This window comes from Arthrobacter sp. PvP023 (assembly GCF_017832975.1).
In the GTDB taxonomy this organism is placed as follows: Bacteria; Actinomycetota; Actinomycetes; order Actinomycetales; family Micrococcaceae; genus Arthrobacter.
In genome coordinates this window covers 937,768-949,806 of the sequence record NZ_JAFIBI010000001.1, presented here as the reverse complement: position 1 = coordinate 949,806, position 12,039 = coordinate 937,768, and the positions used below count along the sequence as shown (strand labels likewise).

General features: G+C 66.8%; 11 protein-coding genes. 3 read left to right on the top strand and 8 right to left on the bottom strand.

Features of this window, described 5'->3' with window-relative positions; genetic code table 11:
* Positions 1 to 33 precede the first annotated feature (33 nt).
* From JOE31_RS04375 to JOE31_RS04360, 4 genes are all read right to left on the bottom strand, one after another.
* Entirely contained in the window at positions 34 to 702 is a 669-nt protein-coding gene (locus JOE31_RS04375; RefSeq protein ID WP_209742312.1) for a GntR family transcriptional regulator, read from the bottom strand.
* A 44-nt stretch (positions 703 to 746) separates the two neighbouring features.
* Positions 747 to 1,733: an ornithine cyclodeaminase family protein gene (locus JOE31_RS04370; protein WP_209742311.1), complete on the bottom strand. Its 987-nt coding sequence runs from the start codon at positions 1,731 to 1,733 to the stop codon at positions 747 to 749.
* Positions 1,734 to 1,819: 86 nt separating this feature from the next.
* Entirely contained in the window at positions 1,820 to 3,157 is a 1,338-nt protein-coding gene (locus JOE31_RS04365; RefSeq protein ID WP_209742310.1) for an amidohydrolase family protein, read from the bottom strand.
* A 192-nt stretch (positions 3,158 to 3,349) separates the two neighbouring features.
* Positions 3,350 to 4,837 (bottom strand): amidohydrolase family protein, encoded by a 1,488-nt coding sequence (locus JOE31_RS04360; protein WP_209742309.1) that lies wholly within the window; start codon positions 4,835 to 4,837, stop codon positions 3,350 to 3,352.
* A 164-nt stretch (positions 4,838 to 5,001) separates the two neighbouring features.
* Between JOE31_RS04360 and JOE31_RS04355 the strand changes: the two genes are divergently transcribed.
* From JOE31_RS04355 to JOE31_RS04345, 3 genes are all read left to right on the top strand, one after another.
* Positions 5,002 to 6,459, top strand: coding sequence for a DUF3100 domain-containing protein (locus tag JOE31_RS04355; protein WP_245198973.1), 1,458 nt, complete (start codon positions 5,002 to 5,004; stop codon positions 6,457 to 6,459).
* Between the two features lie 86 nt (positions 6,460 to 6,545).
* The gene (locus JOE31_RS04350; RefSeq protein WP_209742308.1) at positions 6,546 to 7,778 is read left to right on the top strand and encodes an amidohydrolase family protein; all 1,233 of its coding nucleotides are present in this window, start codon (positions 6,546 to 6,548) and stop codon (positions 7,776 to 7,778) included.
* 210 nt (positions 7,779 to 7,988) lie between these two features.
* Complete coding sequence (locus JOE31_RS04345) at positions 7,989 to 8,513, top strand: flavodoxin domain-containing protein (RefSeq protein ID WP_209742307.1); 525 nt, start codon at positions 7,989 to 7,991, stop codon at positions 8,511 to 8,513.
* A gap of 14 nt (positions 8,514 to 8,527) precedes the next feature.
* On the opposite strand, the gene JOE31_RS04340 is transcribed toward JOE31_RS04345, so the two are convergent.
* From JOE31_RS04340 to JOE31_RS04325, 4 genes are all read right to left on the bottom strand, one after another.
* Positions 8,528 to 8,872, bottom strand: coding sequence for a hypothetical protein (locus JOE31_RS04340; protein ID WP_209742306.1), 345 nt, complete (start codon positions 8,870 to 8,872; stop codon positions 8,528 to 8,530).
* Positions 8,873 to 8,965: 93 nt separating this feature from the next.
* Positions 8,966 to 9,322 (bottom strand): hypothetical protein, encoded by a 357-nt coding sequence (locus JOE31_RS04335; RefSeq protein WP_209742305.1) that lies wholly within the window; start codon positions 9,320 to 9,322, stop codon positions 8,966 to 8,968.
* 113 nt (positions 9,323 to 9,435) lie between these two features.
* Complete coding sequence (locus JOE31_RS04330) at positions 9,436 to 10,992, bottom strand: HNH endonuclease signature motif containing protein (protein ID WP_209742304.1); 1,557 nt, start codon at positions 10,990 to 10,992, stop codon at positions 9,436 to 9,438.
* 58 nt (positions 10,993 to 11,050) lie between these two features.
* Complete coding sequence (locus JOE31_RS04325; protein ID WP_245198971.1) at positions 11,051 to 11,926, bottom strand: aminoglycoside phosphotransferase family protein; 876 nt, start codon at positions 11,924 to 11,926, stop codon at positions 11,051 to 11,053.
* Positions 11,927 to 12,039: the final 113 nt, after the last annotated feature.

Genomic DNA, 12,039 nt, shown 5'->3' with positions numbered 1-12,039 from the left:
TTTCGATCAGCTTGACCCGGTCAGCTTGTCCGGTCAGCTCTCGGGCAGGCGCCCGGCCAGTCCTTGGAGCGACGGCTCGCGGCCCAGCTCCACATGCGCGAAGGCCAACGCCGCTGCCAGTTCCGCCTTGCCGTCGTAGATGGCCTTGCACAGGCTCAGGTGCTCAGCGCACTGCACCTGCGGGTCACGGTGTCCGGTCAGGGTGAACAGCCACTGCATCCGGCCCAGCAGCGGCTTCATGGAGTACTCCAGCAGCGAGTTGCCCCCCATCGCTACGATCTCTGCATGCAGGGCCGTATTGCTGAGCGGTATCTGCTCGTGGTCGTGGCGCAGGGTTGCTTCTTCCGCCTGGTCCATCATGTGCTGCAGCCGCGACGACGACTGACCCTTTGCCGCGGCTTGGGCAGCGAGGCGTGCGGCGAGGACTTCCAGGCTGAGCCGCACATCAAAGAGTTCGTTGACGTCGCGCAGGGTGATCTGCTTGACGGTGGCACCACGCCGGGGGGACGTGTCAATGAAGCCTTCGGCTTCGAGCTGCTGGAGGGCTTCCCGGACGGGTACCCGGGAAACGGCCAAGGTCTGGGACAGCTCACGTTCCCTGAGCCGGGACCCCGGAGCGAAGTCGCCTGAAATGATCAGTTCCCGGATCCGCGCCCGGGCCGTGTCAGACGAGGACGCGGGAGATTCCGCTTGGACCGTCATTCATGCCTCCCGTTATTGCTGCGGCGTCTTGCTTCCGCAGCTTCTCAGTTATTCAGCGCCACCCGGGTGCCAACGCCCTTGTTGAGCGCAGCGTCGTACAGGAGCCGCCCGATGGCAAGGTCCTGCAGACCGATACCTACCGAATTGAACAAGGTTACGTCCTCAGCACTGACGCGGCCTGGTCGTGTCCCGGCAGCCACGTCACCAAGTTCGGCTTCCACGTCCTCAAAGCCCATCACACCTTCGGCCACCGGGATGATGAGCCCGCCGGATTTTGCCCTGGCCGTGGCCAGGCTGTCCACGAAGACCCTCGCCCTCACCATACCCGCCGAATCTATCTCCCGGTGGTCAGCGCGGGGACGGGATCCGACGGCGTTGACGTGCAGCCCGGGCTTGAACCACTCACCTTTAACCAGAGGCTCAACGGCCGGCGTGAGGGTGCACAGCACATCGGCAGCCTCCACCACTTCCCGGACGCTGGCAGCCCGCGTGATGTTCAGGCCGTGATGGGATATTTCGGCGCAGAAGGCGGCGACCGTGTCCGCGGAACGTGACCACACCACCACGTGTTCGATCGGAAGGACGGACAACATGGCTTCCACATGGGCCACCGCCAGGGCACCTGCCCCGACCAGCCCCAGGGTTGTGCTGCTTGGCCTCGCGAGCAGCTTCGTCGCCACGGCGCTGGCGGCGGCAGTCCGGACCCGTGTGGGTACTTTGCCGTCCAGGATGGCCAGGGTTTCGCCGGTCAGCTGGGAGACGAGCATGATCGTGGACCGTTGCGTGGGGAGGCTGGACTCCCGATTCGCGGGGATGTCCGCCAGCAGTTTCACGGATGCCAGTTCCTCGGCGCCGGACAGTGCTGCCATCGGCAGGAACCTCGCGTCCGACGAGGGCAGGAGGAGGGAGTCCGGCGCCGGCTGGACAGCGGTGCCCCGGCTGAGGCCGGCAAAAACGCGTTCGACGGCGGCAATCGTCGCGGGCATATCGGCCAGGGCCTGGAGCTCGGAGGCCTTAAGAATCAGGGTCATGGGTGGCTTTCTAAATGGGTGCGGTCAAGCGCTCGGGCAGGGGAAGGCGGGAGGGGACAGCGTCGCCGCTATCCCCTGGCTCTCGATCAGAGCTCGTTCCGGACAAGGACCCCCTGTGCCACCACAGCCCGGATTTGTTCCATGGCCGAGGCGCTGGTCAAAGGATCAGAGTCCACAATGACGGCGTCGGCGAAGGAACCGCGCACCAGACGGCCCGCGCTTTCACCCCAGCCGAGCAGGGCGGCGGCGTTCACCGTCGCGGCCCTGAGCGCCTCCAGCGGAGACAGCCCTGCCTCGGCAAGAAGACGGACTTCCGTGCCAATCGGGGTTACGTCGGATCCGAAAGAGTCCGTCCCGGCAACGATGGTCACACCGGCTTCATGGGCAGCTTTGACGGCGGCTTTGATAATGGGTGTGTATTCCTTGCCGCGGGCGGCGAGGATGGGATTGGGCGAGCCCGCCATGCCCGTAATGGCATCCATGGTGGGCGTGAAGTAAGTCCCTCGGCGGGCCATCCGGGAAATGGTCTCCTCGGTGACGAAGACGCCGTGCTCGATGCTCCGAACACCGGCCCGGACTGCTCCGTCAATCCCTTCCGCGCTGTAGGCATGGCACAGCACCCCTGCTTTGCCTGCGGCCTTGACCACGGCAGAGAGCTGATCGTAGGTGTAGACGAGTTCTCGGGGGTCCTGTTCCGGCAGCCCTGCACGGGGGTTGGCCCGGGTCTTGATCACCTGCGCGCCGCGTTTAAGGTTGATGCGCGTGAGGTAGGCAAGGTCCGATGGTTCGGTGACTCCCCCGGACAGGGATGCGAGTGGTGCAAGGTCCGGGTCTGCAAGGAGCGAGTCCCCCAGCTCGGGTGAAATGAACAGCCCTGCCGGGCTCATCCGGGGCGAGGCGCCGGCGGCCCAGGCGGGGAGGGCGGCGAGGGCGACGTCCTGGTAGAAGCTGCTCGAGCCGCTCCTGACGCTGGTCGCGCCGCCCTGCAGGATGGCCCGTGCATCGGCCAGCGCGTTGGCATGGACATGCACGTCGATGAGGCCGGGGAGGACAAAGCGCCCGGCGGCATTCACCGTGCGGGCGCGTCCTGCAAGCGCGGCCACGGCACGCCGTGTCTCCTCCCGGCTGCCGACAGCGGTGACCTTGCCGCCTTCCAGCACAAGGACCCCGTCTGCCACGGCGTCGCCGGTCCTGGGATCCACTATGGTGCCGCCCTCGATGATCATGGGCTGCGGTGAAGCGGGCCGGCCGGGGTAGCCGGGACTGGACGCATTGCCCTCCGCCTTCGCGGCCGGGGCACTTCCAAGCTGGGCAGCAAGGCTTGCCACTGAGATTCCGGCCAGGGCAGCCGCCCCGGCGAGGATGCCGCGGCGTGGAACCGCAGCGGGAGGCAGGGCGGCAGGGGTGTGATCGTGCAGGCACATTGTTTTCTCCAATGGAATGGGCCGCTCCGCGGCACTGCGGGCGCCGATGTCAGCAGGTCAAAAAGTCGTGGTTTGACTGAGGGCGGAGGAGCTTTCCCCACAATGAGCTGGTAACCCTCGTATGTCCCCACCATACCGCTTTTGGTATACCAAGCCAAGAGCGGCCAGGTAAAGAGTTTGTGGTTTCAGTCGCTACGGGACAGCAACCGGCCTTGCGATTTCCGCGCGCGGATAGGTGGGCGGGAACAGCTCGTCGGGCTTCCGGAGACGGACGTCCCGAACCGAGTAGGCGGCCCGCATCTCGTCGAACAGCCGCTGCCCCTCAGCCCGTAGCGCGTCAAGGTCAACGCCGGGCAGGGCACCGCCGACCACCACGGGACGCCCGGCAACGAAGGTGTCGGTCACCTGGCGCGCCGTCCCGTTGAGCACGAGGGTGCGCAGCGGGTCTTCGACGACGCCGTCGCCGAAGTGGCCCAGGGAGACCACCGTGATGTCGGCTTGCATGCCGGGCGCCAACCTCCCCAGGTCAGGCCGGCCGAGGGCTCGTGCGCCGCCGAGGGTCGCGGCGTCGAAGTAGTCGGCCAGGGTCCCGGCATCCGGCCTCTCCTCAACCATCCGGGTCAGGTGCATGCCGACGTCCATGCCCCGCACAAGGTCCGGCGGGAAGGAGTCCGTACCCAGGCACAGGTTGATTCCGGCCTTGCGGAAGCGGTCGAACGAAACAAGCTGTTTCTGGTAGCGGAACGAGGTCAGCGGGCAGTGGACAACGCTGACGCCGTGCCGGGCCAGCATGTCCAGCGGGCCTCCGGAAGCCGACGCGGCGGGGTCCTTGCCGTTGATCACCACCCCGTGCGGAATGAGAAGGCGGGTGCCGAACAGGCCGGTGGATTCGAGGAGTTCCAGGACACCGTGTCCGGCTGAACGCTGCAGGAGCTCGTCCTCGAGGGGCGACTGGAGGCAGTGGAGCCGGACAATTGCGTCCCGGTCCCGGGCGATCCTCGCCGTCTCCCGCATGAGGTTTTCGGACAGCGTCTCGATGCGGCACGGCAGCAATACCCCAGTGACGAGGGGGTCTTCGAGGCCGGCGGCGTGGTCGATGAAACGCTCAGCGTCGCTCAGGCCCGCAAGCCCCCGGGCCTCGTCGAAGTGGACCTCGCGGCTGCCTGCGGCAGTGGTGACGTGGACCCCGGAACGGTAGGCGGGGCCGAGGTAGCCCCGCAGTCCGATCCGTCGGCTGGTCTCTGCCATGTCGACCAGTTCGTCGAAGCCTTCGGCCCAGGAACTGTGGATCTCGGAGGCGATCGGCATGTAGGTGGTAATCCCGTGCAGGGCGAGTTGGGCAAGGGCGAATTCGCGGATGGTGGCGCGTTCCGACGGCGTGAACACGTCCCGGCGGCGGTTGGCGAAGTAGTCATCCGACCACAGGTGGCCGGCGGCGACATCAGGCGAGGGCCACGAGTCCAGGATGAGGTGGTCGATGTCGGCGAGGGCATCCAGGTCGATCAGTCCGGGCATCACCAGGCTCTGGCCAAAGTCGCGTTCCTCATCGACCGGGCCCTCATAGTTTCGGCCCACGAAGATGATGGAATCTCCTTCGAAGACGACTTCGCCATCCGCGATGAGCGTGTGCCGCGTTCCGTCGAACCCCAGAACGTACCGGGCCGAGATCTTCGTGTACAAGGTGCCTCCTTGGGGCAGCGGCCGGGTATTACCGGCGTTTGAAAAATGTGACTTGCCTCTCAATGGGTACGAGTATACAGTCATTTGGTATACCAAAGCTTGCTTCCGCAAATGCGAGACGCCTTTGTCCTGATCCCCAACTCCTCCTTGGAAAGGCCTGCGCCATGCCCCACGAAACGAAGACCACAGGCGGCCCGGTATCCGCCTTAGTGGACGCGCCGCCCTCCCGTTCTTTCCGTGCCCGGCCCACCCTGTGGCTCGGGATGATCGCGCTCTCCACAGCCGTCTGTGCCGTGGCCATTACAATCGGCACCCACAAGTTGCAGCTCGGTCCGGCCGCAATCGTCCTCATGCCCATCCTGTGGACCGTGCTCATCGGCGGATTCCTCGGGGTCCAGAAGTGGAAGCCGATCGGAGGGCGTGCCCGTGCGGTGTCCACACACCTGATGGATGTATCCATCGTTTTCTTCCTGGCAGGCCTCGGGACCCAAATTGGCCCGTCGCTGACGAAGTTCACCGACATTGGCCCCGCCATACTCCTCCAGGAGGTCGGGCACGTGGTCGGCACCGTGATCCTGGCCCTGCCGGTGGCAGTCGCCCTTGGATTGGGCCGCACTGCAATCGGCGCCACCTGGTCGATCGACCGTGAGTCCTACCTTGCCTTCGCCATCCAGCGCTTCGGCGTCCGCTCCCCCGAGTACCGCGGTGTCTTCGCAGTGTGGGTGCTGGGCAGTGTATTCGGCGCCGTGTTCATCTCCCTGCTCGCCGGTCTTCTCGGCGGACTGGACTTCTTTGATCCCCGCGCCCTCGCGTTGGGCCTGGGACTGGGGTCCGCTTCCATGATGCTCGGGGGCGTCGGCGCCCTGTCCATCCTCTACCCCGAGATGGCCGGTGAGATCATGGCCCTCGCAGCGCTATCCAACCTCGTGACCAACATCGTCGGCTTCTACGCCGGCGTCTTTATCGCGTTGCCGATGTGCCAGAAGCTCTACAGGATGTGGTCCCGCATCTTCGGCCGGGACGACCTCGGCCGACGCGTCCGCCACAGTGTCCCCGCTGGCGCTGCAGTAGGCGCCCGGGCGGGCAGCACGGGCACGGCGCTCCCGGGAGGGGCATTGACCGACTCCGGAGAGGCGTCTGGCACCGACACCGTGGACGTCAACGGAATCGAAGCGGATCCCACAGTTGTCCGGACACCCAGGACGTGGCTGATCGCATTCGCAGCGACCGGAGTGGCCGGTTTCCTGCTGAACGCCCTCGGCACCGGTTCAGCACAAACGTTGGACGTCGTCGGCATCCTTATCCTGCTGGCTCTCACAGCGATCGCGCTGGTACTCGCGAAGCTCGTCCCGGTTGTCCCGTCCAGTATCTGGGTGCTGGCCCTGGCCACCATTGCCTCCGCGACGTTCCTGCCCATCGGCCCCTTCGTCGCCTCCGCCACCCAGCACATCAGCGTCCTCTTCGCGGGCCTGCCCATGATCGCCCTGATCGGCATGTCACTGGGCCGGGACGTGAAGGCGCTGCGCTCACTGAGCTGGAAGATCATCATCGTCGCCCTGATGACGTTCACGGCGAGCTTCGTCGCCGCGGCAGCGATTGCACAGGTTGCCTTCCACTTCTAGTCCATGGTGCGGTAGGGAAGGCGCCGGTGCCACGGTACCGGCGCCTTCCCTACCGTCGTCCCCAGCCCACCCGAAAGGAATGAATCATGCTCATCACCAACGTCCGCCCTTGGGGCGGGGACGCAGTAGACCTCGAGGTTCACGAGGGGCGGATTGCGGCCGTTCACCCTGCGGGGACCGGCGAAATATCAGCAGGCGCCGGCGGCAGGGCAATCGACGGGCGCAGCCGGATTGCCATGCCGGCGTTCACAGACGTGCACGTCCACCTTGACTCGACCCGGATCGGACTGCCGTTCCGGGAGCACACCGCCTCGCCCGGCGTATGGAACATGATGTGCAACGACAGGGAAAACTGGCGAGACACCCCCATCCCCTACAAGGATGTCGTGGCGGGAACGCTGGAGCGGATGATTGCGCGGGGCACAACGCGCGTCCGTTCCTACGCGCAGATCGATGTGGACTGCAAACTTGAGCGCTTCGAAGCAGTCATGGCGGCCAAGGAGCGCTTCGCCCACGCCGCCGATGTCGAGGTCATGGCTTTCCCCCAGGCAGGCCTCCTGCTCGAGGATGGCACTGTCCCGCTCCTTGAGGAGGCCCTCCGTGCGGGGGCGACGACCATCGGCGGCATTGATCCCTGCCAGCTGGACCGCGACCCGGTTCGCCACCTGGACATCGTCTTCGGGCTGGCTGAGAAGTACGGGGTGGACGTGGATATTCACCTGCACGAGCCTGGCCAGCTGGGGGTCTTCAGCGCGGAACTTGTCTTCGAACGCACCCGCGCGCTGGGCATGCAGGGACGCGTCTCACTTTCCCACGCCTACGATCTGGCCAACGTCCACCCCGATGTGACCGCCCGGATCGTGGAGCAGATGGCCGAGCTGGACGTCGCCTGGGCGACCGTGGCCCCGGCAAGTGGCGGCACCCAGTTCGACCTGGCCCGAATGACGGAGGCCGGGATCCGTGTAGGTCTGGGCGAGGACGGTCAACGGGATTACTGGAGCCCGTATGGCAATTGCGACATGCTCGACCGCACGTGGCAGCTGGCCTTTACCCACCGGCTGCGCAAGGACCGGCTGATCGAGCACTGCGCGGCGATCGCCACCATCGGAGGCGCGTCCATCATGGACCGCACCGTCCCGCGGCTCACCAGCCCCGACGACCGGCAGGGCCTGGCCCCAGGCGACCGGGCCGACATCGTCCTGGTCGACGGCGAGACCATCACGAGCACCATCATGGACCGCGGCACCGACCGCACCGTCATCCACGACGGCCGGCTCGTCGCCGACGGGCTGGCTGTTCTTCCGCATTCAGCCGGGTAGCTGATCGACTGGGAGGAATGCGGTGAGCGTACGACGGCGGGATCTCCCGCCGTCGTACGTTCCCCGCCGGGGAACGAGTCCGGCTCCTGTTCCGGGTCGTTCGACCCTACGGCTGCATCCCGGGCGTGCACAGACTGGTACGAGAAGGTCCGTGGATCATTCAGGCGATGCCCTCTTCGCGCGCGGGCCGTCAGCACAAGGAGGCCAATCATGGCCAATATCTACCTTCCTTACGGGACCACCGAGGGGCAGACCGCCAAGATCGCCGAGTACATCTCGGATGTGGTGCGGGCACACGGGCACGACGCGCAGACGGCGGACATCAAGCAGGCCGGGGACACGATCCCGGACGGGTACGACGCCGTGATCGTCGGCGCGTCGGTCCACATGGGAAAGCACGAAGACTACGTCCGGGACTTCGTGCGGAAAAACGGTGATGTCCTGAAACGCCTTCCGTCCGCGCTCTTCTCTGTCAGCCTGGCTGCGCACGGGGACGCCGAGAACGCGGAGAGCTACGTCGAGAAATTCGAGCATGAAACGGGCTGGCGGCCGGCTCAGGTGGGACTCTTCGGAGGGGCGCTGCTCTACACGCAGTACGGGTTCCTCAAGCGGCACATGATGAAGAAGATTGCCAGCGACAAAGGCAGCCTGGATACCGACACGTCGCAGGATTACGTCTACACCGAGTGGGATGGTGTCAGGCGGTTTGCCGAGGACTTTGTGAACGGATTGTGAGAGGACGACGGCGGCTAGTCCGGCAACCTGCCGACGTCGTTGACGGATCCGTTACGACGCCGCCGAAGCTGTTGAGCCGGCACGAACGGCGGGCCTGCCAGCGGGGCGTTTTCCCGCCGTCGTCCGGTCAGTTCGCTAAACCGGTCGACAGCCTGCTGGGCCGACGCCTGCAAGTCGGGATCCAGGTAAGCGGCCCGGGCATAGGCGCCCACTGCGGCAAGGGCGTCGCTTAGCAGCCGGGCGGGAAGCTCTCCGGACGCGCCGCCGCCTTGCAGCAGTATGGCCTCGCGATCAGCCGCCAGCGTGTCAGCCATGGTGCCCACGGTGATGCGCTGCCACACGTCGGGGATGCTCTCCACGTTCGCCAGTTTTTCGCGCAGCGGCCATGATGCGATGAACCGGGCCAGCCACGCCTTGTGCCGCTTCTTGTGCCGCCATTCCTGCCAATGCGGTTAGAAGCTGAAGACGACGGCGAACGGCGCGATGATTCCCAGCACCACAAGCGCCCAGTCCGCTTCCCCCTGGTAGGGTCCGTCTGCCGCGTCGCTGTAGATGGACAACATCACGCCTGCGGCGATGCACGACAGAATCCACGTGACACCCAAGATATCCCGGGTGCGTTTTTGTGATGTGGTGGCGTACTGGACGGGGGCCGGTTCAGAGACGACAAGAGCTTCAGCCGCCGTGAGTCCGGTGTTCAGCAGTCTGGAGGTCCCTGCACCCTGAAGACCGGATGGGTGCGGCACTTCCAGGTACACCGGCGGTAACCCCTGTGTTTCCCGTCCAGGCACAGTGGTTCCGTCGTCCACGTCTCCCCCAATAAGGCCGTCCGGATTGGACTCTTGAGTATAAGGTCCGCCGCGGGGCGCCGAACGCAGGCACGGGCAGCGGGCACCCGGACGCGGGCCGAGCAGGGCCGATCCTACGCCGCGGTGAATAGGGCCCATTCAGGGAAGGGGTCCACCGGTAATGGTGGCCCGGTCTCTCCGGGACCGGGGTCCTCGCCTGTGTGGCCGTCGTGGTCCGCGGGGCCGACTGCGTGGTCGGTGACGTCGGGCCAGTGGGGTGGTTCCCACTCCGGTCCCCACCCGGGGTCCTCGCCTGTGAGGCCGTCGTGGCCCGCGGGACCGGGGGCGACGGTTAGTGCGTCGGGCCAGTGGGGTGGTTCCCAGTCCTGTTGTTCGCTGGGGTAGGAGCGTCCTGCGGGTGAGATCCAGCCCGGTGGCCGGTCGCGGGTGGCGCCGACCGGCCGCCAGGCTGTGGTGTGTTTGAGCCGGTGGTGCTTCCGGCATGGCTGGCCCAGGTTGGTGATGCCGGTGCCGCCGCCGTCGGACCAGGCCAGCAGGTGGTCCGCTTCGTTGTCCAGGGAGTGGTTGGTGCAGCCGGGAAAAGGGCACCGGCCGTCCCGAAGCCGTAACCATTGACGCATCGCCTTCGGGACCCGGTAGCTGCTGCGTCCGATCTCCAGCGGCGCCCCGCTGCGCGGGTCGGTCAGCACACGCAGGAACGATCCGGCACCGTCCGCGACAAGCCGGCGGGCCATGGACGGCGGAACGGGACCGTACCCGTCCAGTGTGGCCGGTTCCGTCCCGGCGCCCAGGAGCGAGAACACCGGCACGGTCACCAGGACCTGTGCTTTCGGCGACGGAACACCCTCGGTGACGCCGGCGATGAGCCAGTCCGCGGTGACGTCCGCGCGGAGCTGGGTCAGGGTCCGGGATTCGGCCGGCCCCTGCAGGGCCCGGGCCGCTTCCGTGGCACGGGCCCACACCGCAGCTGCCACGTCCGCACTCACGTAGGCCGAGAGCCAGGCCATCCCGTCCAGGTCCGGGGCATAGTCCAGCCGACGGTCCTCCACGCTCTTGCGGTGGCGCGCTTCGATACTTACCGGGTGGTGCCGCTCACGCCAGCTGCGCGCTTTGGTCCGGAACCTGCCCGGCACCAGCTCCCCGGCCGGGCAGCCCCGCGCAGCAAAAGGAGCTTCGGGGTCCAGGAAATGCCCCTCCAGGGCAGCAGTAGCGGCGGGGTCCAGGCCGGATGTTTCATCACACATCACCCGTGCGTGCTGCCACGACATGCTCCCTGACCGCAGCGCGGACAGCGTCAGGGGCAACCGGGTGGTCAAGGCGACTGAGTCCGCCAGGAACGCCGCGGCCGATCTTTCGCTGACAGTCAGGGCACAGGCCACTTCTGCTGTCACTGCCATGTCCCGGGCGGTGCGCTCCTGCGGGGAAACGACCGGGGCCGCCAAGGCCGCGGCAGCACGGGCGTATCCGGCGGCGAAGTGCACTTTCACCGCGGCCAGCATGGCTTCCAGGCTGCCCGCCTCAGCCATGCCGTCCAGGCACGCGTCCGCTTCGTCCCGAAGAGGATTGGGACTCGAGGCCGCGCTTCCGGCCACGCGACCGGCGAACGCAGCCAAGGCAGAAAGGGAGGCCGCCATGCCCTCCAACGTCTCCGCAACTGCTTTGCCGTCCATACCCACAGCATGCCAGCAGGCACCGACAAAAAACCCCGCTTCAAAGCCGCAGGCAGAGTCAGCCTTCCAGAATCTGCCTGATCCCGAACTCCCCGACGGCGAACATCCGCGGGTTATCGTCGGAGTTGCTCAGCATGGCGGTGGACAGGATGAGAGCCCAGCCGCGGGCCCTCAGCCAGGTGTCGCTGTCCGCTGCGGGGCCCAAGGCGTCCATGAAGCGTTGGCGGGCGCCGCCGTCGAACATCAGCCATCCCACGGCGAGATCGACAGCCGGGTCCCCTGCCCCGACGTCGCCGAAATCAATGACGCCGGCCAGGGAGCCGTCCTCCTCCAGAAGGATATTGCCCGGGTGGAGGTCCCCGTGGAGCATCATCGCCGGACCGTCCCAGGCTTCAGCGGCACAGGCCTGCGCCCACACGGCGCTAAGTGCTGCCGCCTGCGGGTAGCGTCCGCGGTCCGCGAGCCGTTCCACAACTGCAGAGTCACGGTCCGTCAGCGGGACGCCGCGGAAAGGATTCACCGGGACGCCGGTGTCGGCCGGCACGTGGAGGGACAGGAGGAAATCGGCCAGGCCCTCGGCGGCGGGCCCGCGGTCTGCAAGGCCGGCGTCGGCAGCGGCGGCACCGGGGACCCACCGCACGATGCTCCACGGCCAAGGAAAGTTCGACGTCGGCCGGCCGGCATGGACGGGGACAGGAACCGCAACCGGGGAGCGGCGGGCTATCTCGGGAAGGTAGCGCTGCTCATGCAGTATCAGCGGAACGGCCTCCTCCCGACGCGGCAGACGGACGGCCAGGTCGTCGCCGAGCCGGAATGTCGCGTTGTCCCAGCCATTCGCCACCCGCGCCAACGGACGGTCGCCGAGGTCGGGCCGCTGGTCCCGGACCAGGCCCTGGACGACGGCGTCACTCACTCCCAGCGTGGCTGGTGGCATTCCCGCCATTCAGTGATCCGCCTTCCGTGGTTCGTGCGATGCAGCCTGGTCCTTTCCATTGTCAGGTACGGACGGTGCGGCCCGCCTTGGGGCGCCATGCCAAGCGGACGACG